The sequence below is a fragment of the Arthrobacter gandavensis genome, assembly GCF_015355785.1.
GTDB lineage: Bacteria > Actinomycetota > Actinomycetes > Actinomycetales > Micrococcaceae > Arthrobacter_B > Arthrobacter_B gandavensis_A.
Map to the genome: position 1 here is coordinate 434,900 of NZ_JADKYW010000006.1, position 26,441 is coordinate 461,340.

23 protein-coding genes and 1 pseudogene are annotated in these 26,441 nt (G+C 65.8%); 19 read left to right on the forward strand and 5 right to left on the reverse strand.

The genetic code is table 11. From position 1 onward, the window contains the following. The first annotated feature begins 3 nt into the window (after positions 1–3). Positions 4–1,290, forward strand: coding sequence for a cysteine--1-D-myo-inosityl 2-amino-2-deoxy-alpha-D-glucopyranoside ligase (gene mshC, locus ITX31_RS13785; protein WP_194783973.1), 1,287 nt, complete (start codon positions 4–6; stop codon positions 1,288–1,290). Positions 1,291–1,338: 48 nt separating this feature from the next. Here the strand turns inward: mshC and ITX31_RS13790 are convergent, their stop codons facing one another. Then, on the reverse strand, positions 1,339–2,220 hold the full coding sequence (locus tag ITX31_RS13790) for a PAC2 family protein (RefSeq protein WP_323745690.1): 882 nt from the start codon (positions 2,218–2,220) through the stop codon (positions 1,339–1,341). A gap of 101 nt (positions 2,221–2,321) precedes the next feature. Here ITX31_RS13790 and ITX31_RS13795 point away from each other — a divergent pair, with 101 nt between their 5' ends. The 18 genes and pseudogenes from ITX31_RS13795 (at position 2,322) to ITX31_RS13880 (ending at position 23,022) form a co-directional block, all read left to right on the forward strand. After that, positions 2,322–3,044, forward strand: coding sequence for an HAD family hydrolase (locus ITX31_RS13795; RefSeq protein ID WP_194783975.1), 723 nt, complete (start codon positions 2,322–2,324; stop codon positions 3,042–3,044). Next, complete coding sequence (locus ITX31_RS13800; RefSeq protein ID WP_194783976.1) at positions 3,041–4,195, forward strand: site-2 protease family protein; 1,155 nt, start codon at positions 3,041–3,043, stop codon at positions 4,193–4,195. The genes ITX31_RS13795 and ITX31_RS13800 overlap by 4 nt, the downstream gene beginning before the upstream one ends. Positions 4,196–4,249: 54 nt before the next feature. Further along, on the forward strand, positions 4,250–5,311 hold the full coding sequence (locus ITX31_RS13805) for a tRNA (adenine-N1)-methyltransferase (RefSeq protein ID WP_194783977.1): 1,062 nt from the start codon (positions 4,250–4,252) through the stop codon (positions 5,309–5,311). Between the two features lie 196 nt (positions 5,312–5,507). Further along, a pseudogene (arc, locus tag ITX31_RS13810) lies at positions 5,508–7,193 on the forward strand (proteasome ATPase); the annotation flags it as partial. A 14-nt stretch (positions 7,194–7,207) separates the two neighbouring features. Beyond that, positions 7,208–8,800, forward strand: coding sequence for a depupylase/deamidase Dop (gene dop / locus ITX31_RS13815; protein ID WP_194784316.1), 1,593 nt, complete (start codon positions 7,208–7,210; stop codon positions 8,798–8,800). 50 nt (positions 8,801–8,850) lie between these two features. After that, complete coding sequence (locus ITX31_RS13820) at positions 8,851–9,057, forward strand: ubiquitin-like protein Pup (protein WP_194783979.1); 207 nt, start codon at positions 8,851–8,853, stop codon at positions 9,055–9,057. A gap of 3 nt (positions 9,058–9,060) precedes the next feature. Continuing rightward, a complete protein-coding gene (gene prcB / locus ITX31_RS13825) occupies positions 9,061–9,885 on the forward strand; it encodes a proteasome subunit beta (RefSeq protein WP_194783980.1) in 825 nt (274 codons plus the stop codon). Positions 9,886–9,888: 3 nt separating this feature from the next. After that, on the forward strand, positions 9,889–10,650 hold the full coding sequence (gene prcA, locus ITX31_RS13830; protein WP_194783981.1) for a proteasome subunit alpha: 762 nt from the start codon (positions 9,889–9,891) through the stop codon (positions 10,648–10,650). Next, positions 10,650–12,011 (forward strand): Pup--protein ligase, encoded by a 1,362-nt coding sequence (pafA, locus tag ITX31_RS13835; protein ID WP_194783982.1) that lies wholly within the window; start codon positions 10,650–10,652, stop codon positions 12,009–12,011. Before prcA ends, pafA begins: the two co-directional genes overlap by 1 nt. A 146-nt stretch (positions 12,012–12,157) precedes the next feature. Beyond that, complete coding sequence (locus tag ITX31_RS16110) at positions 12,158–13,039, forward strand: FKBP-type peptidyl-prolyl cis-trans isomerase (protein ID WP_194783983.1); 882 nt, start codon at positions 12,158–12,160, stop codon at positions 13,037–13,039. Between the two features lie 48 nt (positions 13,040–13,087). Then, entirely contained in the window at positions 13,088–13,483 is a 396-nt protein-coding gene (locus ITX31_RS13845; RefSeq protein WP_194783984.1) for an FKBP-type peptidyl-prolyl cis-trans isomerase, read from the forward strand. A gap of 102 nt (positions 13,484–13,585) precedes the next feature. Continuing rightward, the gene (locus ITX31_RS13850) at positions 13,586–15,583 is read left to right on the forward strand and encodes a helix-turn-helix transcriptional regulator (RefSeq protein WP_194783985.1); all 1,998 of its coding nucleotides are present in this window, start codon (positions 13,586–13,588) and stop codon (positions 15,581–15,583) included. 74 nt (positions 15,584–15,657) lie between these two features. Continuing rightward, positions 15,658–15,990, forward strand: a complete 333-nt coding sequence (locus ITX31_RS13855) for a hypothetical protein (RefSeq protein WP_194783986.1) — start codon at positions 15,658–15,660, stop codon at positions 15,988–15,990. 32 nt (positions 15,991–16,022) lie between these two features. Beyond that, positions 16,023–16,316, forward strand: a complete 294-nt coding sequence (tatA, locus tag ITX31_RS13860; protein WP_194783987.1) for a Sec-independent protein translocase subunit TatA — start codon at positions 16,023–16,025, stop codon at positions 16,314–16,316. Positions 16,317–16,363: 47 nt separating this feature from the next. Further along, positions 16,364–17,149, forward strand: coding sequence for a twin-arginine translocase subunit TatC (tatC, locus tag ITX31_RS13865; RefSeq protein ID WP_194783988.1), 786 nt, complete (start codon positions 16,364–16,366; stop codon positions 17,147–17,149). A gap of 107 nt (positions 17,150–17,256) precedes the next feature. After that, positions 17,257–20,112 (forward strand): DEAD/DEAH box helicase, encoded by a 2,856-nt coding sequence (locus tag ITX31_RS13870; protein ID WP_194783989.1) that lies wholly within the window; start codon positions 17,257–17,259, stop codon positions 20,110–20,112. 64 nt (positions 20,113–20,176) lie between these two features. Then, a complete protein-coding gene (locus ITX31_RS13875) occupies positions 20,177–21,817 on the forward strand; it encodes an amidohydrolase (RefSeq protein WP_228529351.1) in 1,641 nt (546 codons plus the stop codon). 467 nt (positions 21,818–22,284) lie between these two features. Beyond that, a complete protein-coding gene (locus ITX31_RS13880; protein WP_194783990.1) occupies positions 22,285–23,022 on the forward strand; it encodes a polyprenol monophosphomannose synthase in 738 nt (245 codons plus the stop codon). Positions 23,023–23,104: 82 nt separating this feature from the next. On the opposite strand, the gene ITX31_RS13885 is transcribed toward ITX31_RS13880, so the two are convergent. The 4 genes from ITX31_RS13885 to ITX31_RS13900 form a co-directional block, all read right to left on the reverse strand. Then, the gene (locus ITX31_RS13885; protein ID WP_152227916.1) at positions 23,105–23,452 is read right to left on the reverse strand and encodes an RNA polymerase-binding protein RbpA; all 348 of its coding nucleotides are present in this window, start codon (positions 23,450–23,452) and stop codon (positions 23,105–23,107) included. Positions 23,453–23,659: 207 nt separating this feature from the next. Then, a complete protein-coding gene (locus tag ITX31_RS13890) occupies positions 23,660–24,667 on the reverse strand; it encodes an SPFH domain-containing protein (protein ID WP_228529352.1) in 1,008 nt (335 codons plus the stop codon). Positions 24,668–24,775: 108 nt separating this feature from the next. After that, positions 24,776–25,297 carry an NfeD family protein gene (locus tag ITX31_RS13895; protein ID WP_323745691.1) on the reverse strand — a complete coding sequence of 174 codons (522 nt, stop codon included), beginning with the start codon at positions 25,295–25,297 and terminating at the stop codon, positions 24,776–24,778. Positions 25,298–25,479: 182 nt separating this feature from the next. Continuing rightward, the gene (locus tag ITX31_RS13900; protein WP_194783991.1) at positions 25,480–26,352 is read right to left on the reverse strand and encodes a methyltransferase domain-containing protein; all 873 of its coding nucleotides are present in this window, start codon (positions 26,350–26,352) and stop codon (positions 25,480–25,482) included. Between the last annotated feature and the right edge of the window lie 89 nt (positions 26,353–26,441).

The window sequence follows — 26,441 nt, forward strand, 5'->3', positions numbered from 1 at the left end:
TACGTGATCGCCTGGAATTCCCGTCCCCTTCCCGAACTGCCCGGACAATCCCCGGAACTGGTCCTCTTCGACACGGCACTGCGCCGAACCGTTCCCGTGACTCCCGGACCCGAAGCCGGCCTCTATGTCTGCGGTATCACCCCGTATGACGCCACCCACATGGGCCATGCGGCAACTTATGTGGCCTTCGACCTGCTGTACCGCCAGTGGCGGGATGCCGGACACACCGTGAACTACGTTCAGAACGTCACGGACATTGACGATCCGCTGCTGGAGCGTGCCAACGCCACGGGTGTCGACTGGACTGTCCTTGCAAAGGAACAAACCCAGCTCTTCCGCGAAGACATGGAAGCCCTGAACGTCCTTGCACCGCGCAGCTACATTGGCGCCGTGGAGTCGATCGAATGGATCGTGCCGGTGGTCGAAGACCTCCTGGAGCGGGGAATCGCCTACCGCGTCCCCGGCAGCGGCCAGGATCCCGACGGCGACGTGTACTTCTCCGTCGACGCCGCCGGAGCCATGCCCGGGGAAGGTACCGATGCCTGGTGGCTGGGGCAGGTTTCAAACCTGACTCCCGAGCAGATGATGCCCGTTTTCGCCGAACGCGGCGGAGACCCCGGGCGGGCCGGAAAGCGTAATCCCCTGGATGCCCTGCTGTGGCGGGTGGCGCGTCCGGGCGAACCGCGCTGGCCCGGAGGTTCGCTCAGTGACGGCCGCCCGGGCTGGCACATCGAATGTTCAGTTATTGCGCGCCGGTTCCTGCCCGCGCCGTTTACGGTTCAGGCCGGCGGATCAGACCTGGTCTTCCCGCACCATGAGATGAGTGCCGGGCATGCCTGGGCCTGCTCGGGTGAACCGCTGGCCGAGCACTATGCGCACGCGGGCATGGTGGGGCTGGACGGGGAGAAGATGAGCAAGTCCCTGGGCAACCTGGTCCTGGTGTCGAAACTGCGTGCCGAGGGGGTGGACCCGGCAGCGATCCGGACCACGCTGGCCGGGCACCACTACCGCTCCGACTGGTTCTGGACAGCCGAGGACCTGGCTCGTTCCGAGGAGCGGCTGAGCCATTACCGGCAGGCACTGGCCCTGACGGACAGCGCAGCAGCGGAAGAACTGCTTACCCGGTTCCGGCTCTGTCTGGCTGATGACCTGAACGCCCCGGCAGCTCTGGCCGCAGCGGATGAATGGGCCGCACGCCTCCTAAGCTCCGAACCTGCGGCATCAGCCGGATCCGGAGCAGCCCTGGCCGCAGCCGCATTTGACGCCCTGCTCGGCATCACCCTGCGCTAGCCAGGCGCGGGGCCGGTGGGCCACCGGGCCCCGCACCGGATCCCGGGGCTAGTCCCGCCGGCGTCGCTTCAGGTACCGCTCGAACTCCCTGGCAATCGATTCGCCGGTCGCCTCGGGAAGCTCCGCGGTGTCCTTCGCTTCCTCGAGCTGGCGGACGTAGGCGGCAATCTCAGGATCTTCGGTGGCGAGTTCGTCCACTCCGCGTTCCCAGGCCTCGGCCTCTTCGGTAAGCACCGAAGTGTCCACGGGGACCTGCAGGAGCTCTTCAATGCGGTGCAGAAGTGCCAGCTGGGCCTTTGGCGAGGGCGGCTGGCCTACGTAATGGGGCACTGCGGCCCAGAGAGAGAGTGTTGGGATGTCCGCGAGCGCAGCCACTTCGGCCAGGACTCCCACTATGCCGATGGGTCCTTCGTACTCTGACGGTTCCACATCAAGATGGGCGCGCAGGTCCTCTTCTTCGCAGGTCGCGGTGACGGGAATCGGCCGGGTGTGGGGCACGTCTGCCAGCAGGGCACCGGCCAGCACCAGGCAGTCGACGTCGAGTTCCTTGGCCAGGCCGATCAGCTCTGCCGTGTACGCGCGCCACTTGTAGGACGGTTCGACGCCGGTCACCAGGATGAGGTCCAGGTTCGACCCCGGCACTTCGGCGCGGGAGATCCGGGTGGTGGGCCACTTGATCCGCCGCTTGCCGGAGGAGGTGCGCTCGATGGCAGGCCGCGTGAACTGGAAGTCGTAGTACTCGTCCGCATCGATCCCGGCGATCTTCTCGCTGTCCCAGTAGCGCGACAGGAAGTCCAGGGCGTCTGAAGCCGCTTCACCGGCGTCATTCCAGCCTTCGAAGGCGGCGAGCATCACGGTCACCCGTTCGCCGGTTCCGCCGGCGAAGAAATCCTGTAGGCCGGCTGCCGGATTGTTTTCGGTATAACTCACCATTTCACCTTATGCCCCCGGCTGCGCACTGTCAGTCCCGCGTGCCGCCGAACCCCGGACCCTGCGCGAGGATCAGGCGCCCCGCCACGTAGACTGGCGTTATGCCCCTGCCTGGAACTCCCGTCCTCCCCGACGGACCCGCACCTGCACTGCAGGCCGTGTTCTGGGACCTGGACGGAACAATCGTGGACACAGAGCCTTACTGGATCCAGGCAGAAAAGGACCTGGTACGTGAACACGGCGGTATCTGGACCGACGAGGACGCCGTCGAGCTTGTGGGCCAGGCGCTTCCGTATTCTGCCCGGCGCCTCCAGCAGGCAGGTGTCAGCCTCGCCGTGGACGAGGTGATCAACGCGCTGACCGAACAAGTGGCTGCCCGCATAAGGCGTCAGGCGCCCTGGCGCCCCGGAGCGCGGAAACTCCTGGAGGAACTGGCGGCCAAGGGAATTCCGTGTGCCCTGGTCACAATGTCCCCCGGACCGCTGGCACGGCTCATTGCCGGACAGCTCCCGGAGGGGACCTTCCGGCTCCTCGTGACGGGGGAGATGGTGGACAGGGGCAAACCGCACCCGGATCCCTACCAGCTCGCCTTCAACCGGCTTGCGGCTCAGGAGCCGGGCCTGTCCAAGTCCCGCTGTGCCGCCCTCGAAGACTCCTATCCGGGGTACACCTCCGCTCTTGCGGCAGGACTGTGCGCAGTAGCCATCCCGCATATCACGCCGCTACCGGCGAATCCGCGGCGTATCCAGTGGGACACCCTGTCCGGCCGGACCGTCCGGGACCTTGAGGACCTGGTCGCGGCGTGGGAAGGAACCGCACGATGACGCAGGACCCGGCGCGGACACAGCGCAGCGAGGGCATTCCGCTGGGAAGGATCGGCGGAGTCCCGGTAACCCTTGCCTGGTCCTGGTTCATCATCGCTGCGGCTATCGTTTTCCTGTTTGGGCCCCGTGTCGCCGGGGCGGTTCCCGGCCTCGGCACCGCCGCCGCGTACGCCGTCGCGCTGGGCTATGCCCTGCTGCTGCTTTTTTCAGTCCTGGTGCATGAACTTGCCCATGCCCTGACAGCCAGGGCCTGGAACTGGCCCACGCCGCGCATTGTGCTGACGCTCTGGGGCGGGCACACCCAGTTCGGCGATGTCCGCGCCACCCCAGGGAAGTCGCTCGTCGTGGCACTGGCCGGCCCGGCGGCCAACTTCCTGCTGGCGCTCGGCGGACTCGGCCTGCTTGTGTTCCTGGAACCAGGGACGGTGGCGTGGCTGTTGGCGGACATCTTTGTCTGGGCGAATTTCCTGGTCGCCGTTTTCAATGTGCTCCCCGGACTGCCCCTGGACGGCGGCAGGATTGTCGAGACGATTGTCTGGAAGGCAACGGGCAGCCAGGACCGCGGGACACTCGCGGCGGGCTGGGCCGGACGCGTGATCGCCGCCGCGCTGGCAGCGGCCATCATTCTTCCTCCGTTCCTGCAGGGCAGGACTCCCGACTTCGGCCTGCTGCTGATCACTGCACTGGTGTCAGGGTTCCTGTGGATGGGGGCAGGCGCGTCCATCAGTAACGCACGGATGCGAATGCGCCTGCCCTCGGTGTCGGCCGCGGCTCTCATGGAACCGGCAGTCCAGGTCCCGGCGCCAACACCTGTCGCCGGACTCCGGGAGGCGGCGGCAGGCGGGCCGGAAACGCCAATAGTCCTCACCGCACCAACCGGGCAGCCCGAGGCCGTAGTTGACCCCGGAGCCCTCGTTGCCGTGCCGGAACATCTCGCCGCGCACACACCGGCCAGCGCCGTCGCCCGCGCACTTGCTCCCGGCGCATATATTCCCGATGCCGCCAGCGGGCAGGAACTCATTGCGTACCTCTCGAAACTCGAAGGCAGTGAGTACGCAGTCATCAACCGCGAAGGCGCTGTGGTGGGGCTTCTGCGCCAGGACACCGTTGTAGCCGCGATCACCGGCCGCACGCGGAACCGCCGCCCCTGACGGCCCAGCCAGACACATTAGACAAGCCCGTTAGCTACAAAAGGACAGCCACTCATGAACAACCCGGGTACCCCCGAATCCCCAGCTGCGCACGGCGCGGACATGCGCCGCGGACCGCTGCGGCCCGGTGAACGCGTCCAGCTCACCGACGAAAAAGGACGCCGGAACACCATCACCCTCACCGAGGGTGGTGCGTTCCATACCCACCGCGGCTACCTCCCGCATGAGGCGGTAATCGGCGTCCCCGAGGGCACCATCGTCACCAACACCACCGGGCACCAGTACCAGGTGCTTCGCCCGCTGCTCTCCGACTTCGTCCTTTCCATGCCGCGCGGAGCAGCCGTTGTCTATCCGAAGGATGCCGGCCAGATCGTCACGATGGCTGACATCTATCCAGGTGCCCGGGTGGTGGAGGCCGGCGTCGGCTCCGGCGCACTGAGCATCTCCCTGCTCCGCGCCGTGGGAGACAACGGCTCGCTGCACTCCTACGAGCGCCGGGAGGAATTCGCGGACATTGCCCGCGGCAATGTCGAGACGTTCTTCGGCGGCCCGCACCCGGCATGGGACATCACCCTCGGCGACTTCCAGGACGAGGTGGTCCGCACGCAGGAACCCGGCAGCGTTGACCGGGTTGTCCTGGACATGCTGGCGCCGTGGGAATGCACCGACGCGGTGGCAACCGTGCTGGCTCCGGGCGGCGTCTGGATTTCCTACGTCGCCACTGTCACGCAGCTCTCCCGCACTGCCGAAGCCATCCGGGCCGACGGCCGCTTCACGGAGCCGGAAGGGTGGGAGTCGATGGTCCGCGGCTGGCACCTTGAAGGCCTCGCCGTGCGCCCCGACCACCGCATGGTGGCCCACACCGGCTTCCTGCTTTCCGCCCGCCGCCTGGCCGAGGGAGCCACCGGCCTGATAGCCAAGCGCCGCGCCTCTAAGACCGATTTCAGCCAGGAAGACCTGAACGCCTGGACTCCGGCAGCGGTGGGCGAGCGGGAAGTCTCGGACAAGAAGCTGCGCCGCGCAGCCAAGGACGCCAGTTCGACCGTCCAGCGCGGTGCGCTGGCCAAGGCGGAACGCTTCCAGGAGGAGCACGGCAGCGAAGAAACCGAGCGCTAGACCGGCACCGGGACCGGCCCTTATCCGGGCCGCGGCTAAATACAAGACGCCGCGCCCGGTGTATTGCGTGCGTCACTGCGTTATCGTCAAACGAAGGGACCACAGCAATGAAGGCGGTCGAAAAATGGTTGATGCGGAAAACACCGGCGGGGCCCCGATAGGTAACGGAACGGACGGCGGATACGGTACTGGCGGCACGGAAGCGCGGCAGCTTAACGTCCTTCGGGACAAGCTGCGGAACCTGGACCGCCAGCTCGCAGCGCTGACCCATAACAACGCCCGCCTGGTGGCCATGCTGGAGACGGCCAGGGCGGAGATCGTGCGGCTGAAGGACGCCCTGGAGAAAGAGGGTGCCACACCGTTCAGTTTTGGAACGGTAATTGCCGTCAATCCGCGGACGGATGCCGCTCCCGGGGTGACCACCGCGGCCACCGTCCAGGAAAGCGTGGATATTATCCAGTCCGGCCGGAAACTGCGTGTAGCCGTTAGCCCCCTGCTGGACCTGGGCCAGCTGGTTCCGGGACAGGAAGTGCTGCTCAATGAGTCCCTCACCGTTGTGGCGGGGCTTGGGTTTGAGAAGGCGGGGGAACTCTTCACCGTCCAGGAACTGCTCGACGGCGACCGCGCCCTGGTGGTTGGACGGGCCGACGACGAGCGGGTGGTCCGGCTCAACGGCCCCCTGGTTCAGGAAAAGGTGCGGGTAGGGGACGCCCTCACGGTGGATACCCGAATCGGCTATGCACTGGAGAAGATCCCGCGCAGCGAAGTGGAGAACCTGGTCCTGGAAGAGGTTCCGGATATTTCCTATTCGGACATCGGCGGCCTCGGCCCGCAGATCGAACAGATCCGCGACGCTGTGGAACTTCCCTTCATGCATCCGGACCTGTACCGGGAGCACGGGCTCAAGGCACCAAAGGGCATCCTGCTCTACGGCCCTCCCGGGTGCGGCAAGACCCTGATCGCCAAGGCAGTGGCACATTCCCTGGCTGCCCGCGTCATGGAACAGACCGGCATGCCCGGCACGCGCAGCTACTTCCTGAACATCAAGGGTCCGGAGCTGCTGGACAAGTATGTGGGGGAGACCGAGCGGCACATCCGCCTCATCTTCTCCCGCGCCAGGGAGAAAGCCTCTGATGGAAGCCCCGTAGTCGTGTTCTTTGACGAGATGGATTCACTGTTCCGCACCCGCGGCACCGGTGTCTCATCCGACGTCGAAACCACGATCGTGCCTCAGCTGCTCAGCGAGATAGACGGCGTGGAGAAGCTCGAGAACGTCATTGTCATCGGCGCCTCGAACCGGGAGGACATGATCGACCCGGCCATCCTCCGTCCCGGGCGGCTGGACGTGAAGATCAAGATCATGCGCCCCGATGCGGAGGGTGCGGGGGAGATCTTTGCCAAGTACCTCACCCCGGACCTGCCGCTGCACCGTGACGACCTCGCGGAGCATGGCTACGACCCCGTCGCCACGGTCAAGGAGATGATCCGGCGGACCGTGGAGAAGATGTACGCCGAGGACAAATCCAACGAGTACCTGGAAGTCACCTACGCCAACGGTGATACCGAGATGCTCTACTTCAAGGACTTCAATTCCGGGGCAGTGATCCAGAACGTCGTTGACCGGGCCAAGAAGTACGCCATCAAGGACTTCCTGATGCTCCACCAGCGCGGGCTGCGCATCGAGCACCTGATGCGCGCCGTCGTTGACGAGTTCCGCGAACACGAAGACATGCCCAACACCACGAATCCGGACGACTGGGCACGCATCTCCGGGAAGAAGGGCGAGCGCATCACCTACATCCGCACCATAATCCAGGGCAAGGCCGGGCAGGAACCTGGCCGGACCATCGAAACTGCGGCCAATCCGGGACAGTATCTGTGACGGTCCGCAGGGTGATGGGCACGGAGACGGAGTATGGCGTACTCGCTCCCGCCCTGCCGAATGCGAACGCCACCGTGCTCTCCAGCCAGGTAGTCAACGCCTACGCCGCCAGCGTCCGTGCCGGATTGGGCAACCTTTCCGGCACACGCTGGGACTACACGGACGAAGCACCGCTGAACGACGCCCGCGGTTACACCGTGCCCCGAACTGCTGCCGACCCCACCCAGCTGACTGACGCCCCGCCGGTGCTGGACGCCGAGCAGATCGCGCTGGAGGGCGGTGGACCGTCGGCCCTGTACGGGGAGCAGCAGGACAACTCCGTGCTGATGAACATGGTGCTGGGAAACGGTGCCCGGCTGTACGTGGACCACGCGCACCCGGAGTACTCCTCGCCCGAAACCACCAATCCGCATGACGCGGTGCTGTGGGACAAGGCCGGCGACGCGGTGGTGCTGACCGCCATGCGGCATATCGCCAGGACCCCGGGTTTTGCGCCCGTCCACCTGTACAAGAACAACACGGACAATAAGGGTGTCTCCTACGGCGCCCATGAGAACTACCTCGTGCCGCGCAGCGTGCCGTTCACCCGGCTGGTGGCAGGGCTGCTGCCGTTCTTCGTCTCCCGGCAGGTGATCTGCGGCTCCGGACGCGTAGGCATCGGCACCAGCAACCAGCGCCCGGGCTATCAGCTGAGCCAGCGTGCCGACTTCTTCGAAACCGAGGTGGGCCTGGAAACCACTATCCGGCGGCCGATAATCAACACCCGGGATGAACCGCACGCCGTCGCGGAAAAGTACCGCCGCCTCCACGTGATCATCGGTGACGCCAACCTCAGCGAAGTTTCGGCACTGCTGAAAATGGGGACGGCGTCGGCCGTGCTGTCCATGATCGAGGACGCCGCAGCTCCGCAGATCGAACTCCGGGACCCGGTGGGTGCCCTGCAGGCCATCAGCCACGATCCAACCCTCACCGCGCTGGTGGAGCTAAACGACGGCAGGCACGTCACCGGACTGGACCTCCAGGAAATATACCTCGAAGCGGCGGCTGCCCACGCGCGCAGGGAGGGTGGTGCCGACGCCGCCACGGAGGACATCCTCAGCCGATGGACTTCGGTGGTGGGTACCCTCAAAAGGGATCCAATGGCCGCCTCCGCCCAGGTGGACTGGGTAGCGAAGCTCCGGCTGCTGCAGGCATACCGGGACCGCGACGGGCTGGCCTGGAACGATGCCAGGCTGAACCTGATTGATCTGCAGTATTCGGACATGCGCCCGGAGAAGGGTCTCTACTACCGCCTGGCGGCCCGCGGGCAGATGGAGCGGATCCTGACGGACGGGCAGATAGCGGCCGCGGTGGCAGAGCCTCCGGAAGACACCCGCGCTTATTTCCGCGGGCGCTGCATCACCCGTTTTCCCGCCGAGGTGATCGGGGCCAGCTGGGACTCGATCATTTTCGAACTCCCGTCCCGGCGCCGGCTGCAGCGCATCCCCACCCGGGAACCGCTGCGGGGGACAAGGGAACTCACGGGAGAACTGTTCGATGTTTCCGCTGATGCGGAAGATTTTGTGACCCGTCTCCTGACCGGTCCGGAACCTACCGTGGCACCATAGGACCTAGGACACATTCCGCAGCACGGCGTTAGCCGGAAAGGGCAGGGATCATGGCAACCCAGGACCGCAGGAATACCGGGGCACATCCGCAGGACGTTGAGGAGACTGAAGAGACTCCGCCCCCCGCCGCCGAACCGGCTGAGCAGTCTTCTGCGCAGACCGAAGGCGTTGATGACCTGCTGGACGAGATTGACGGCGTACTGGAGAACAACGCCGAGGAGTTCGTCCGCGGGTTCATCCAGAAGGGCGGTCAGTAGCGGATGGTGCCAACGGATCCTGCACACACGGTGGCCGCAGAGGCGGGGTCATCCTTCAGCGAACACCTTAGCCGCCACCATCCGGAGCTGCTGCCTTCGGCCCGCCGGCTCGGAACAGCCCCCGCAGGATCGGCATCAGCCGCAGCGCCCCAGGCCACCACCATCGTCTCCCTGACCTATGCCGGCGGCGTACTCATGGCAGGGGACCGGCGGGCCACCATGGGAAACATGATCGCCAGCCGGCACATCCGCAAGGTTTTCCCGGCGGACAGCTATTCAGTGCTGGGCATTGCCGGAACCGCCGGCCTCGCGCTGGACATGATCCGGCTTTTCCAGGTGGAGCTGGAGCACTACGAGAAAATCGAAGGCACCCCGATGAGCCTGGACGGCAAGTCCAACCGGCTCGCGGCCATGGTCCGCCAGAACCTTCCGCTGGCACTGCAGGGCCTGGCCGTCATACCGCTGTTTGCCGGCTTTGACCTCGAACGGCACGCCGGCCGCATGTTCTCCTATGACGTGACCGGCGGGCGGTATGAGGAATACGAGCACCACAGCGTGGGCTCCGGCTCGGTCTTCGCGCGGGGAGCCCTCAAAAAACTCTGGCGCCCCGGACTGGACCAGGACGAAGCGGTGCGGATCGCCGTCGAATCGCTGTATGACGCCGCCGACGACGACTCCGCAACGGGCGGACCGGACCTGGTCCGCCAGCTGTGGCCCGTGGTCTACGTGGTCAACGCAGCCGGTATCCGGGAGATCCCCGAACGCGAACTCCACCAGCTCGCCCAGGAGCTGGTCTCCCGCCGTTCAGCTGCCGGACGGGAGGCTTAGGAGATGACACAGCAGTTCTACGTCTCACCCGAGCAGCTGATGAAGGACCGGGCCGATTTCGCCCGGAAGGGAATCGCCCGTGGCCGCTCGGTAGTGGTGCTGACCTGCCGCGACGGGATCGCGTTTGTGGCCGAGAACCCCTCGCCGTCGCTCCACAAGCTCGGCGAGATCTACGACCGGATCGGCTTTGCCGCCGTCGGGAAGTACAACGAGTTCGAAAGCCTGCGCCAGGCCGGCGTGCGGTACGCGGACGTCCGCGGCTACTCCTATGCACGGGAGGACGTCTCCGCCCGGGGCCTTGCCAGCGTCTACGCCCAAAGCCTCGGTTCTGTGTTCACCGCCGAGGGCAAACCGTTCGAGGTTGAGCTCGCTGTGGCCGAAGTGGGGAAAGAGCCGTACGCAGACCATCTCTACCGCCTTACCTATGACGGCTCGATTGCGGATGAAAGCAATTACGTGGTGATGGGCGGCCAGGCCGAGGCAGTCAACGATTCACTGACGCGCACCTGGTCACCGGACACCACCTTCAGCGAAGCCATCCAGGTGGCCGTGCGGGCTCTGTCCGCCACCCGGCAGCCGCGGGAAGGGGCAGCGGGTGAGGCAGCACCGGATCCTGCGCAGGGAGCAGAAGTCCTCGGAGCCGGACTGCTGGAGGTCGCTGTGCTTGACCGTGATCCGCTGTCGACCAGGGGAACCGTCAGGGCTTTCCGCAGGATAGGAACCGTTGAGCTGGACCGCTTGTTGTCCAGCGCGGAAGGAGACTGATGGAACGCAGGATTTTCGGCGTCGAAACCGAATTCGGCATTGCGTACTCCGGACCGGATTCACGGCCGCTTTCGCCCGAGGAGGTGGCCCGTTACCTGTTCCGGAAGGTGGTCAGCTGGGGGCGTTCGTCGAACGTCTTCCTTACCAACGGGTCCCGGCTCTACCTCGATGTGGGGTCCCACCCTGAGTATGCGACCGCCGAGTGTGATGACCTGGCACAGCTCATCGCCCACGACCGGGCCGGTGAGCTGATCCTGAACGACCTGGTGGACGAGGCGGAGGAACGCCTGGCCGCGGAGGGGTTCAACGGCAGCGTCTATCTCTTCAAGAACAACACCGACTCGGCCGGTAACTCCTACGGCAGCCACGAGAACTACCTGATTCCGCGGCGGCTCGAGTTTTCCCGGCTGGCGGACATCCTGATTCCGTTTCTTGTTACCCGCCAGCTCCTGGTCGGTGCCGGGAAGGTGCTGCGCACCCAGTCTGGTTCCCTGTACGCGTTTTCCCAGCGGGCGGACCACATCTGGGAGGGCGTCTCATCCGCCACCACGCGGTCGCGGCCGATCATCAACACCCGGGACGAACCGCACGCCGACGCCGAACATTACCGGCGCCTGCACGTGATCGCCGGGGATTCGAACATGTCCGAGACCACCTCAATGCTCAAGGTCGGCTCCGTGGACCTCATGCTGCGGATGATCGAGGCCGGGGTCATCATGCGGGACCTGCGCCTTGAAAACCCGATCCGGAGTATCCGCGAAATCTCCCATGACCTCACCGGCTCGGCACCGCTGAAGCTGGCCAACGGCTCCACCATGACGGCGCTGGAGCTCCAGCACGTCTATCTGGACCGGGTGCAGGACTTTGTGCGGGACAACGGGCCCCACAACCGCCACGTGCCGAGGGTCTTGGATTTGTGGGAGCGGGCACTGGACGCCGTGGAGTCCGGGGACACCTCGGGCATCGACACGGAGATCGACTGGGCCATCAAGAAAAAGCTGGTGGACCGGTACGCGGAGCGGGGAGGGCTGGACATGGGATCACCCCGCCTGGCCCAGATCGACCTCACCTACCACGACATTTCCCGCCGGCGCGGGCTCTTCTACCTGCTGCAGTCACGCGGTGAAACAGCCCGGGTGGTCGACGACAGCGCGGTCAAGGAGGCCGTGGACGTGCCGCCGCAGAGCACGCGCGCCAAGCTGCGCGGTGACTTCGTGCGCCGGGCAAAGGCTGCCAACCGCGATTTCACGGTGGACTGGGTCCATCTCAAACTCAACGACCGGGCCCAGCAGACCGTCCTGTGCAAGGATCCGTTTGCCGCCGTAGACGAGAGGGTCGAGGCGCTGCTGTCCACGCTCTGAGCGGGCGGCGGGCTCCCCGGCAGCGGATCTAGGCTCCTTTCAGGTGGAGGCGTTAGGGTTAGTGTTGCTGCCCGGCAAGGGTGCGGGCATGTCCGTGCTCCCATGCTGCCGGCAGAAGACATTTGTCCGCCACTGAAAGAAGTACTGTGCGAAAAGTACTAGCCCTGCTCCTGCCCGCCCTCCTGCTGCTCACCGCGTGCTCCGGAGACGGCAGCAGCGATCCGCTCTCCTCCGTAAAAGTCACTTCGAACGGTGACGGTGCCGTCCCCACGGTGGAGTTCGATACCCCGCTGTCAGCAGACGAGCCGACGCTGGTCCGGGTGAACGACGGCGACGGTGCTGAACTGTCCGATGGCCAGACCGCTTCCGTGCGGCTTGTGGTCATGGACCCCGAAAGCGGCGAAGCGGGCCAGGAAACCTACACCGCGGAAACTGCTGAAGACATTGCGGTGGACGAGACCCTCAAGCAGGGCAACGAGCAGATGTACAGTGCCCTCGTGGGTGCTCCCGTCGGCTCCGACTTCGCCTACTACGTTCCCGGCAATGAAGAGGCAGGCACTGCTACGCAGTTCATCGTCTTCACGCTGACCGATGCCCGGGACGTTCCCACGCGCGCCTGGGGCACCGACGTCGACCCCGTTGAAGGCCAGCCCACCGTGACCCTGGATGACGACGGCAAGCCGACCATCACCGTTCCGGAGACCGAAGCACCCACCGAGCTCGTCGCCCAGGAGCTGAAGAAGGGCGACGGCGCCGTCGTGGAAGCCGACGACACCGTCACCGTCCAGTACCACGGCGTGAAGTGGTCCGACGGTTCAGTCTTCGACTCCAGCTGGGAACGGGGTGCCCCCGCGTCCTTCGGGCTGAACCAGGTCATCTCCGCCTGGACCGACGGCCTTGCCGGCAAGACTGTCGGATCCCAGGTCCTGATTGTGGCTCCTCCTGCCACCGCCTACGGATCGTCTGAAGGCAACGAACTGCAGAACGAAACCCTGGTCTTCGTCGTCGACATCCTCGAGGCCAAGTAGCCGGTAATCCGGATAGGATTGCTGGCAGTCCCCAAACAAAGGAGTCCCATGTCATTCGGAAAGCGCGAGTACGACCGCCAGAAGCCGGAGATCGATTTCCCGGAGCACGGTGCTCCGACGGATCTCATCATCGAAGACATCATCGTCGGAGACGGAGCCGAGGCCAAGGCCGGAGATACCGTCTCGACCCACTACGTGGGCGTGGCCTTCTCCACCGGCGAAGAGTTTGACGCGTCCTGGAACCGCGGTGCGCCGCTGGACTTCACGGTCGGCATCGGCCAGGTCATCCAGGGCTGGGATCAGGGCCTGCTAGGCATGAAGGTCGGCGGTCGGCGCCGGCTGGAGATCCCTTCCCACATGGCCTACGGAGACCGGGGAGCTGGCTCGGCCATCGCGCCGGGTGAGTCCCTCATCTTCGTCGTGGACCTGCTCGGGGTCCGCTAGCAGCGGTAACTGCCATCCATCCAAGGGCGGCCCGCCGGTCATCACTGCACCGGCGGGCCGCCCTTTGCACGGTTGGAGCACCAACGGCTGTAGATTAGCCGTGTGTCTCCGAAACCAGCCGAAAAGCGCACCGAACGCCTGCTCAACCTGGTCATAGCCCTGCTTTCCTCCCGGCGCGGCTTCACGAAGGCTGAACTGTTCGAGGAAATCGAGCTCTACTCCGAGGCAGCAACGCCTGAAGCCCGTGAGAAGCTCTTTGACCGGGATAAGGCGTTCCTGCGTGAACAGGGCATTCCGGTGGAGTCCTACAGCGAGGACCCGCTCTACGAACAGGACAACTCGCTGCAGCGCTACCGAATCCGGAGCGAGGAGTACCGGCTGCCCGAAGTGTCCTTCACTCCCGCCGAATCCGCTGTGCTGGCCCTCGCGGCCCAGATGTGGGAGCAGGCTGCCCTCGGGTCGGCCGCAGCACGGGCGCTGCGCAAGCTTCGGGCCCGCGGTGTCCTCGCCGAAGACGCAGCGGCCAGCCCGGTTCATCCGGCCATCCGAACGTCGGACCCCAATTTTTCAAAAGTGTTCCGGGCTGTCACGGACCGGACCCCCGTTTCCTTTGGCTACCGGGCTTCCTCCGGCCAGGAATCAGCACGCAGCGTCCAGCCCTGGGGCATGGGTTCCCGCTACGGCCACTGGTACCTCGTTGGCTGGGACACTGACCGGAACGCTGAACGGTGGTTCCGGCTGTCCCGCATGACCACAGAGGTTCGGACCGGCAGGGGCAGCTACCGGGTTCCGGAGGACTTCGACATCCGCGTGTCCCTGGCCTCCCTGGACTCCGTTTTTGCTTCCCGGTCCGCGGCAGTGGACGTCCAGGCCGGTGCGGGCGCAGAACTGCGACTCCGGGCAGGCGACCATGCGGATCCAGCCGCCGGGCTCGCCGGGCCGCCGTCCGGATGGGACCGCCTCTGGTTCGCCGTCACGGACCTAGACGCCCTGGCCGCCGACGCCGCTGCCCTGGGTACGGCTGCCCGGGCGGTCCATCCGCCCGAACTCAGGGACGCCGTTATTGCGGCGCTGGCCCGGGCACGTCGGTTCCAGGACGAACCGGTTCCGGACTACGCCCCTGCGGCGGCCGTTCGCGGAACGGCAGCCAAGACAGCCGGAGCACAGGAGCGGCTGAGCCGTCTTCTGGACCTGGTTCCCTACATCCTGGCCAACCAGGGGGCGGGCATGGCGGAAACTGCCGCCCGCTTCGGAGTCAGCCAGGAGCAGCTGGCCTCGGACCTCAACCTGCTGTTTGTCAGCGGGCCGCGGTACTACCCGAACGGCCTGATGGACGTGAACTTCGAGACCGGGGAAATCTATATAGACAATGCGGAGAACCTTTCCCAGCCGGTCCGGCTCTCGATGGACGAAGCCGCTGCCCTGGTCGTTGGCTTGGACACCCTCGCCGCCCTGCCCGGAGCCGCCCCCACCGACGCCGTGGCCTCCGCGCACGCTAAGCTCACCGAGGCTGCCGGAACCGCGGCGGGCGCCGGCACCTCGCTGGCAGCGGAACTCCGTCCGGCAGGCACGCCGGATCTCCTCGCTGAACTCCAGAAGGCCGTCACCGGCGCAAGAAGCCTGGCCATCCGCTACGTCGTGCCCAGCCGCGACGAAGTCTCCGAAAGGGTCATCGATCCGCGCCGCATCTTCTCCGACAACAACACGTGGTACCTGGACGCCTGGTGCCACCGGGCCCAGGCAGCACGGTTCTTCCGGGTGGACCGGATCCTTTCAGCCACTGACAGCGGTGAGGCCGCAACCGGCTTGCCCGACCCTGATCCCCGGTTCCCCTCGAGTCTCTTCACGCCGGGGGAGGCGGACGAGTTCGTCACAATCCGCCTTCTTCCGGACGCTTCCTGGGTGGCCGACGCCTATAGCGCCGAGCAGCGGGCCCAGCTGCCCGACGGCGGACAGGCAGTGGTGCTGCGAACGGCCAGTACCGGGTGGATTCCGGGTTTCATTGCACGCCTGTCCGGGTCAGCGGCCGTCCTGGCACCGGCCGGGTTGCGGGAGGAAACCTCTGCCTGGCTGTCGGCGGCAGCAGCAAACTACGCGTGAACAGCCGGTGAAGCCCTCTTTCGGCTCGCCGCCGCTGACACGGCTTTCCCAGAACCCTCCACTATGCTGGAAGCATGCCTTGGTGGTCGTGGATTCTGATATGGGTTGCCCTAACAGCGGTGGCCCTGCTGCTCTATGTCCTGATCGGCTACCGGCTCTTCCGCAAGTTCATGGCAGTGCTGCGAGAAGTCCAGTCAGCCGGGGCCAGGCTGTCCTTCGCTCCGGGACCCGTTCCACCGGATACTTCCACGGAGTTCCGGCCAGCGGTCTTCAAGGATCCGGCAGATGAACGGCGCCGGTATGACGAGGGTAAAGCGGCCAGGAAAGAGGCGCGGCGCGAACGCCGCGTCCAACTCCGCACCCTCCGCGGACAACCGCGGGCCTGGCGCGATATCCCCGGGCTCTGACCTAAAATGCACGTAAACGAAAGGACACCGGCATGCGCCTAGAAGGCTGGCACATTGTCATCATCATTGTTATCGCGATCCTGCTCTTCGGTGCGCCGAAGCTGCCGGGACTTGCGCGAAGCGTGGGGCAGTCGCTGCGCATCTTCAAGTCCGAGGTACGCCAGATGAAGGACGAGAACACCTCTTCCGCTGCTGACGGCGGCCCGGTCGAGGGCCGCGTGGTCAACAACCCCGGGCAGGCGACGAACCAGCCGGGACCGGCAGCGGGACCCAATCCGCCCGCCGGGCCACATACCGGCAGCGGTAACCCGCCCGCCAACCCGTAGCGGCTGTGGCGCTGAAACGAGGGCGCAAATCCAACCCTGAAGGGCGGATGGCCCTCAAGGAGCATCTGAAGGAATTCCGCAACCGGCTGTTCAAGGCTGCTATCGCAGTGGTCCTTGGCACCGTGGGCGGTTTCTTCCTGTACATGCCGGTCTTCAACGAACTGACGCGCCCTGTCCGGGAACTCTCCGAAGAACAGGGCCGGCTGGCCACTATCAACTTCGACGGAGTGGCTACCTCGTTCGACCAGATGATCCAGGTCTCCGTGTTTATCGGAGTGCTGGTTTCAAGTCCCTTCTGGCTCTACCAGCTCTGGGCCTTCATCACTCCGGGCCTGAAGACCAAGGAACGCCGCGCAGCCCTGGGCTTCCTCTCCGCCGCTGTTCCACTGTTCCTGGCGGGCGTGTACCTGGCCTGGCTGATCCTGCCCAACGCCGTCGGTGTCCTCACCGACTTCACCCCCGAGGGCGCGGCGAACGTCATTACGGCGTCGGTGTACCTGGCTTTCGTCCTTCGGCTCCTTCTCGCGTTCGGCATCGCCTTCCTGATCCCCGTTGTCATGGTCGGCCTGAACCTGCTGGGCCTGCTGAGCGGGAAGACGATCGTGAAGTACTGGCGGATCACCGTCTTCATCATCTGCCTCTTTGCGGCCATGGCTGCCCCGGGCGGAGACGCACTGAGCATGTTCTACCTTGCGGCTCCCCTGCTGGTGCTCTTCGCCGTGGCGGTGGGGCTGTGCTTCATCAATGACAAGCGGCGCGCCCGGCGCAGTGCAGCTCGTGAAGCGGCCGTCGAGGCTGAAGCGGACACCGCGTCGGCCATCCCGGACGCGTAGCCGGACCCGGTAGTTCAGGCCGCGGCTGCGGCTGCGCAGCACGTTCGGCGCACGCACCCCGCTAAAGGCAGGACGAAGACGCTCTGCCGAACGTCTAGGCTGGATATATGACTTCCCCGTCTGAACGGTATTTCGCCGCCAAGGAACGCATCGGCCACGCACGCACCCGCCTGGGAGTCTTCGAGCAGTCCCTGGGATTCGACCTCGATCCCTTCCAGCTCGAGGCCTGCCGCTCGGTGGAGGCAGGCCGCGGCGTCCTGGTGGCGGCACCAACGGGTGCCGGCAAGACCGTCGTGGGGGAGTTCGCCGTCTACATGGCCCTTGAACGTGGCCTGAAGGCGTTCTACACCACCCCGATCAAAGCCCTGAGCAACCAAAAGTACACGGAGCTCTCCGCGTCCTACGGCGCTGAAAACGTCGGCCTGCTCACCGGCGACACCAGTATCAACCCGGACGCGCCCGTCGTAGTGATGACCACCGAAGTGCTGCGCAACATGCTCTACGCGAATTCGGACACGCTGGATGACCTGGGCTACGTCGTCATGGACGAGGTGCATTACCTCGCTGACCGCTTCCGCGGAGCCGTCTGGGAAGAGGTCATCATCCACCTGGGCTCTGACGTGCAGCTCGTGTCGCTGAGCGCGACCGTGTCCAACGCAGAGGAGTTCGGCGCCTGGCTGGACACAGTGCGGGGTGACACCGACGTCGTAGTCACCGAACACAGACCGGTGCCGCTCTGGCAGCACGTAATGGTTGGCCGGGACATCCTGGACCTTTTCGCCGCCGACGTTTCATTCGACGAGACGGCCGGAGCCGAGACCGGGCCGTCCGGTTCCGGGGGCAAGGCCAAGGTCAAAGTCAATCCCGAACTCCAGGAGCTGGCCCGCAGCGAGTCGCGGCTGAACCAGCGCGGCCGCTGGTCCGGTCCGCGGTCCGGTCCCGGCGGCCGCAAACCGGCCAATGCACGCCGCGGGCCATCCGGCTCCAATGCCCTGACTCGCACGCCGCGGGCATCACGCCCGCAGGTGATCAGCCAGCTGGACAAACGCGGACTGCTGCCTGCCATCACCTTCATTTTCTCCCGCAACGGCTGCGACGGCGCTGTTCGGCAGTGCGTAGATGCGGGCCTGACCCTCACCAGTGAAGCCGAGCGAGCGGTCATCGCCAGGACCGTTGATGAAGCCGCCCGGGACATCCCCGAAGACGACCTGGAAGTACTGGGATTCTGGACCTGGCGTGAAGGGCTCATCCGCGGCTTCGCCGCCCACCATGCCGGCATGCTGCCGACCTTCAAGGAAGTGGTTGAAAAGCTCTTTGCCGCCGGGCTGGTCCGGGCGGTCTTCGCGACCGAAACCCTGGCCCTGGGCGTCAACATGCCCGCACGCTCAGTGGTCCTCGAGAAACTGGACAAGTTCAACGGCGAGGCGCACGTCGATGTCACGGCGGGGGAGTACACCCAGCTCACGGGCCGGGCCGGCCGCCGGGGAATCGACGTCGAAGGCCACGCCGTCGTGCTCTGGCAGCCGGGCACGGATCCGGCCGCCGTGGCCGGCCTCGCGTCCCGCCGGACCTATCCGCTGAACTCGTCCTTCCGTCCCACCTACAACATGAGCATCAACCTGATCGCCCAGTTCGGCCGAGAACGTGCACGGGAGATCCTCGAATCGTCCTTCGCCCAGTTCCAGGCCGACCGTTCGGTGGTTGGCCTGGCCCGCCAGGTCAGGTCACGCGAGGAGTCGCTTGCCGGCTATGAGAAGGCGATGACCTGCCACCTGGGGGACTTCACCGAGTATGCCGCGCTGCGGCGCCAGCTTTCCGACCTTGAGAGCAACGCATCGCGGTCCAAGGCCCGCACCCTGCGCAGTGCGGCTGCGGCATCCCTTGAAACCCTGCGTCCCGGCGACGTCGTGGACGTCCCGGGAGGCCGCAACCCGGGCCATGCTGTGGTGCTGTCCACCGACTCCGGGGCACGCGACCCGCGCCCGACCATCCTGACCGAGGACAAGCAGCTGCGCCGCCTGCACGTCCAGGACCTGGACGGAGCGGTGAATGTGGTCTCCCAAATCCGTATTCCAAAGTCCTTCAATGCCCGGACACCAAAGGACCGCCGGGACCTGGCCTCGTCCCTGCGCAACGCACTGCGGGAGCACCGGCCGCCGCGCCCGGCTGGATCCCGCGGCGCATCCCTCCACACCGGCGGAACCGAACGGCAGGAACAGGCCATAGCCGAGCTGCGCCGGAAGATGCGGGCGCACCCCTGCCACGGCTGCAGCGACCGGGAGGACCATGCCCGCTGGGCCGAGCGCTGGTGGAAGCTGCGCCGCGAGACGGACAACCTTGCCGCCCAGATCCGCGGCCGAACCAACACGATTGCGAAGGTTTTCGACCGCGTCAGTTCAGTGCTGGAGCACTACGGATACGTTGCGGCCGACGCCGACGGCTCCCTGCGGGTGACCTCCGCAGGCAGCAAGCTCCGCCGAATCTACGGCGAGAAGGACCTGCTGGCTGCGCTCGGGCTGGAGAACGGGGCATTCGACGATGTCGACGCCGTCGAACTTGCCTGCCTCGCCACTGCTCTCGTCTACCAGCCCAAACGGGAAGAACGCGGCCTGCGCCCGAAGATGCCCAGCGCCGTCCTGGACGGCGCGGTGGACATTCTCATCCGCCAGTGGTCGGAGCTGACGGATCTGGAAGAGGCGGAAAAGCTTCCCGTCACGGGCGAGCCGGAGCTGGGGCTGGTGTGGCCGATGTACAAGTGGGTCCGGGGCAAGCACCTGCAGGTGGCCCTCAACGGCACCGAGCTGGCCGCCGGGGACTTCGTGCGGTGGTCCAAGCAGGTCATCGACGTCATCGACCAGCTGGCCAAGGTGCCGGACATCTCCATTGATCTGCGCCGACGCTGCCGTGAAGCAATCGACCTGATCAAGCGCGGCGTCGTCGCCTACTCCGCCGTGAGTGAATAACTCCGGGCCCGGCAGCGTTTCCTTTCTACGAGAACTTCGAACAAACCACAGAACAGGTGAGTCCTTGAACAGCACGGCCTCGGCCCATGCCCTGACCCTTTACCGCAACGGTTCGGTCTACAGCTCAGCAGATCCCTTCGCCACCGCCATGCTGGTGGACGGGGGCACAGTCGCCTGGGTCGGTTCAGAGCAGGCAGCGACTTCCATCCAGGATGACAACATGCAGGTGGTGGACCTCCAGGGTGCGCTGGTGGCCCCCGGCTTCGTGGACTCTCATGTCCACCTGACGGAAACCGGCCTGGCTGCCGCATCAGTGGATCTCTCGGGTGTGCGCAGCCTCGCTGAAATGCTCGACGCCGTTGCCGCAGAGGCAGCCCGGACCACCGGCCTGATCATCGGGCACGGGTGGGACGAGTCCGGCTGGCCCGACCACCGGGTGCCGACTGCCGCAGAGCTGGACCGCGCATCAGGGAACCGCAGCGTCTACCTCGCCCGCGCGGATGTCCACTGTGCCGTGGTTTCAGGCTCCCTAGCCGCCGAGCTGGGGCTCGCAGCCCTGGACGGCTGGGAGGACGGCTTTGTCATCAGGGACGCACACGAAGCTGCGCGCACCGTCTCCCGCAGCCTCTCCCTCGTGGAACGTGCCCGGTACCAGCGCGCTGCCCTGCAGCTGGCGGCGTCACGGGGAATCGTTGCCGTAGCTGAGATGGCGGCCCCGCACATTGCCCCCGCCGGGGATCTCCGGCAGCTTCTGCGCCTGGAAGGCAGCCTGGGCGATGCCCCAGTACCGCAGATCCTGCCGTACTGGGGCCAGCTGGCCCAGAGCGAGTCCGAACTCGCTGAGATTGTTGCCTCCTTCGACGGCCGCCTCCTGGGGCTGGCCGGGGACCTGAACATTGACGGTTCCATCGGGGCGCGGACGGCCGCACTGCGGGCGCCGTATAGGGATGCCCCCGAGACGGAGGGCAGCCTGTACCTCAGCGCGGAGCAGGCGGCACGGCACCTCGAACTCGCAACCCGCGCGGGACTGCAGGCAGGTTTCCACGTTATTGGCGACGCCGGACTGGACACTGTCATCCAGGCGCTGGACCTGGCGGCAGCTTCCGTAGGGGAACCGGCCCTGCGTGCCGCCCACCACCGCCTGGAGCACCTTGAACTCAGCGACGACGCGGCCGTGGCCCAACTGGTGCGGTTCGGAGTCACGGCAAGCATGCAGCCGGCCTTCGACGCCCTCTGGGGCGCGAAGGACGGTATGTACTCCCAGCGGCTCGGGGAACGCAGTACGGCGATGAACCGGTTCGCTTCCCTGTTCTCAGCGGGTGTACCCGTCGTCTTTGGATCCGACGCCCCCGTGACGGCACTGGACCCGTGGCGCGCAGTTCAGGCGGCGGTGATGCACAACAACCCCGCGCAGCGGATCTCCGCACGAGCGGCGTTCATTGCCCACACACGATCCGGATGGCGTGCTGCGGGGACCGGCGATCCGATGCTCGGACAGCTCGCCCCCGGGACGCCGGCTTCCTTCGCAGTGTGGGAAGCAGATGAGCTGATGGTTCAAACCCCGGACGCTTCAGTCGCCTCCTGGAGCACGGACCCCCGGGCGGGAACCCCGCTGCTGCCCGCGCTGGATACTGAACAGCTGCCGCGCTGCCTGCAGACCGTCCACCTGGGAACGGAGCTTTACCGGGCCGCTGATTTTAGCTAGGGACCCGAAAAAAACAGTACGTTTACTTACCGTTGGATTATCGCCCTGACCTGCGCCGATATACATCAGGTCCTAGTCAGGAAACATGTTGACACAACACGCTCAGGACGTAGGCTAGACAAACCGCGGCACGGACCGGCTCAGGCCGGAAACCAGCTGCCTCGGCCCGGGCACGTATGTGTGGGGGTGATGGTCCGTCCACCCGGACGCGGTGCAGGGCCATCTGCGGCAACCTTGGTTGCGCACATGGGGACAGGTTCAACCGTCAGTAGAAAACAGGTCCGGAGCCTCCGGAACTGGCCCGAAGACGGCAGTGCCTGTCCCTTTGTGCGCCCGGGCTCCGGACCCGCCAGGCATGCGCCGGACGGGTGCAGGGGACCGTCCCATATACTGGTACTTCTGCCGCCGTCCGCAGACCCCTTCCGAGCCGCGATCAGCGCGGCTCGTGTTCGTTGAAAGGCCTTTGAGTGCGCGTCCTCACCATCATCCCCACCTACAACGAGATTGAGTCCCTGCCAAAAACGCTCCAACGGCTCCGCGCGGCCGTACCGGACTCGGATGTACTCATTGCCGATGACAACAGCCCGGATGGCACCGGTGCCTACGCCGACGAACGGGCCGCGCTGGATCCTGCGGTGCATGTCCTGCACCGCAAGGGCAAGGAAGGCCTGGGTGCTGCCTATATTGCAGGGTTCCGGTGGGGCCTTGAGCACGGCTACGACGTCCTGGTGGAAATGGACGCTGACGGTTCACACAAGCCCGAACAGCTGCCGCTGCTGCTCGAGGCCTCCGCCGCAGGCGCAGACCTCGTCATCGGCTCGCGCTGGGTTCCCGGCGGATCGGTTGTCAACTGGCCGCTGCACCGCAAGCTGCTCTCGCGCGCCGGCAGCACCTATTCCCGGCTGATGCTGGGAATCCCGGTACGGGACATCACGGCCGGATACCGGGCCTTCAGGCGCAGCACCCTGGAGAAGCTGGATCTCTCGGCCGTTGAGTCCGTGGGCTACGGTTTCCAGGTTGATATGACGTTCCGGGTGGCGCGGCTTGGCCTGAAAATTACCGAGGTGCCCATCACCTTCGTGGAGCGCGAGTTCGGCGCCTCAAAGATGAGCGGGAACATTGTCTTCGAAGCCATTGCCAACGTTACCAAGTGGGGCATGGCAGCACGCTGGGCGAAGCTGACCAGGCGCGGCCAGGTGTCCTGAACCAGACCGCACAGACTAACGGCGAAGGCCGGCAGCCACGGCTGCCGGCCTTCGCCGTTTGGTGCTGCCTTGCGGCAGCTGCCTAGGAAGCGGCGCGCTCTCCGCGGCGTTCACGGAGCTTGTCCAGCCGATCCTGGAGGATCACTTCGAGCTCTTCGATGCTGCGGCGTTCAAGCAGCATGTCCCAGTGCGTGCGCACCGGCTTCTCGTTGCTGGTGTCCGGCTTCTCGCCGTCGACCAGCAGGGCTTCCTTGCCGGTCTTGGATACCCAGACCGGGGGAACCTCTGCCTCGGCGGCGAAGGTCACGAACACGCGTTCGCCGTCCTCGCAGCGGTACTCGACACGCTGGCGGGGAGCCGGCTCAACGCCGGATTCCGTCTCCATGCTCTGCGCACCAAGTCGCATACCCCGCAGGCTACGATCGCTCATCTTTTCTCCCTCATCAGTTTCGAAAGGCCCAGCGGCCCATCAGTAATGCCTGCTGCCCGTTAGGACAGCCGCCAAAGTCTATGCCGGCTGCACGCCGGCTTTCTCTTCCGGTTCAACGCCACAGCCGCGGATCCTGTTCCCGTCAGACACCGGGACCCCGGCAAACAGTCAATTATAGCCGGACCCGGGCACTGCGGCGACTGCAGCCTAGGAAACGTTGTCCGCCGAGCCTGCACGGAGGGTGGCGGGGGATTCAGCGGGGAAGCCGGGAGCAGCGGTTCCTGCGTCCGCTCCAGCGGGTTTACCGCTGCCGGGAGCAGCGGCCGGGCGTGCGTCAGGCAGGAAGTCACCTAAAGCGGAGCCGACACCCCGAAGGGCTTCACCCAGTTCGCTGGGGATGATCCACAGCTTGTTGGAGTCTCCTTCGGCGAGTTTGGGCAGGGTCTGCAGGTACTGGTAGGCCAAGAGCTTCTGGTCCGGATTGCCCTTATGGATCGCCTCGAAAACTTTCTGGATGGCCTGGGATTCACCGTCAGCGCGAAGGATCGCAGCCTTGGCATCACCCTCTGCGGCCAGGATGGCTGCCTGCCGCCGGCCTTCGGCGGTAAGGATCTGTGACTGCTTCGTGCCCTCGGCGGTGAGGATGGTAGCCCGGCGCTCACGCTCGGCACGCATCTGCTTCTCCATCGAATCCTGGATGGACAGTGGCGGCTCAATAGCCTTGAGCTCCACCCGGGAAACGCGAATGCCCCAGCGGCCCGTGGCCTCATCGAGCACGCCGCGCAGCTGGCCGTTGATCCGGTCGCGGGAGGTCAGTGCCTCTTCGAGATTCAGCCCGCCGACGACGTTGCGCAGCGTCGTCGTCGTCAGCTGTTCCACGGCGTGGATGTAGTTGGCGATCTCGTAGGTTGCGGCACGGGCATCGGTGACCTGGAAGTAGACAACGGTGTCGATGGAGACCACAAGGCTGTCCTCGGTGATCACCTGCTGCGGAGGGAAGGAGACAACCTGCTCGCGAAGGTCCAGCAGCGGGAGCAGCCGGTCCACGAACGGGATGAGGATGTTCAGTCCGGGATTGAGCGTGCGCAGGTACTTGCCGAGGCGTTCGACGACGCCTGCCCGGGCCTGCGGAATGATCCGGATGGATTTGACCAGGACGACCAGGACAAAAATGACCAGGACAGCCAGGATGACTAACAGGACGGTGGTTTCCATATTCCCCCTTGCATTGAGGCCGAACCGCGTTGATGTCCGGCCTGGTTCCTGCCCCTTGCCAGGGGGCTTGTGGGGCCCGGCCGACTGGCAGGGCTCCCGTGGTGGTAGTTACCGGCGGCCGTTCACGCCGCCGTCGTCTTCAGGGTGCCCTTCCATGGACCGGGTGTCCTCGGGGCGCAGCGGCTCCACGACGGCGGTGGCTCCTTCGATCCGGGTCACCGCGACCTGCTCCCCGGCAGGCAGCAGGGACCCGTCTCCGCTGCGGGCAGTCCAGGTGTCACCGGCGAGTTTGACCGTTCCGGAGCGCGAACCAACCGGTTCGAGGGTTACCGCCGTGTCACCGATGAGCCGCTCGATGTTTGAGCGCTGTTCCTTGGTTCCCGCCTTCAGGTGTTTCAGGGCAGCGGGCCGGACCAAGACGATCATCAGCAGGGCAACTATGCAGAAGACAACAACCTGCAGGAAGACGGGCGCGGACAGGATTGCCGCGAGCATGGCAGCCAGGGCACCCACTGACAGCATGGCGAAAAAGAGGTCCAGAGTGAGGGTTTCGATGGCAGCGAAACCCAGGAAGAGCACCAGCCAGAGGACCCAGCCGTAGTCGACAAGCCAGTTGTACAGTTCCTGCATGATTTTCCCTCCGGCTCCGTCCACCCCGGAGCCGGGTGCTGCAGAGCCGTCCAGCGCCGGGCGGAGTGGGTTAGTAACGGGCTTTGAGGCTCATTCTGCCTGATAAACGCGGGTTTACCTAGGCTCACCCGGTTACGGGTGTGGCACGATTCATCGCTTCGGGTATGGCCGCAGTGCGGGGATCAGTGTCCGTGACGGTCCGCAGCCCGGAACTGCTGGAGTGAAAACGCAGCGCTCACCGGGAGGGGAAACTCGGTGCGGTTCAGTGTGTCTGCGAGGGCGTCCGCATCGACGTGATGCGCGGACGGACCCATCAGGACCACGTTCTCCACGTCGGTCCGGCCCAGTGCCATGCGGTACTCGAGACGCTCCGCCGGCCCCGCTTCGAATTCCGGACCCAGTGACTGGGCCACCCGTGCTTCCTTTTCGCCGCCGATCTCCAGCATGCCGGCCAATCCCCGTATTTCCTGCAGATGGCCGGGCAGGGGAGTGACAACCAGGAGCCGTCCGCCCGGCGCGAGCACCCGGCGGAATTCAGCCGCGTTCCGGGGAGCGAAGACGTTGAGCAGGACATCGGCCGCCGCATCAGCCAGCGGCAGCGGGCGCCATACGTCCCAAACCAGTGCGTAACCCTGCGGCAGCACCCGGGCGGCCCGGCGGAGGGCGAACTTGGAGATGTCCAGTGCAACGGCTGCAGCGGCGCCTGCCTCACGTGCAACTTCACGCAGGTAGTAGCCGGTGCCGGCTCCGGCATCGAGGATGACCGGCCCCGCTTCAGGCCCGGTGTGGGAACCGGCACCGGATGCCAGGGCGGCAAGCCTGCGGGCCAGCGGCTCGTAATGCCCGGCTCCAAGGAAGGCCGTCCGCGCCTGGACCATCTGCGGGGTGTCCGCCTGGAACTTGGTGCCTGCACCGGTGAGCAGGTTGAAGTAGCCCTGTTTGGCGGCATCGAACCGGTGTCCGGAGGGGCAGCTGAGCCGTGTGCGTGCCGCATCCGGCTGCAGGTCACCGCCGCAGTTTGGGCAAGTGAGCAGGCGGCGTTCTCCGGTGGGCATACCCCAATCCTAGGCCGTTCCGGGACACTGGAACCGCCCGCCCCCGTGCCGGGGCGCCGTCTGGACCGGACGTTGGTGTTGCTAGGCTC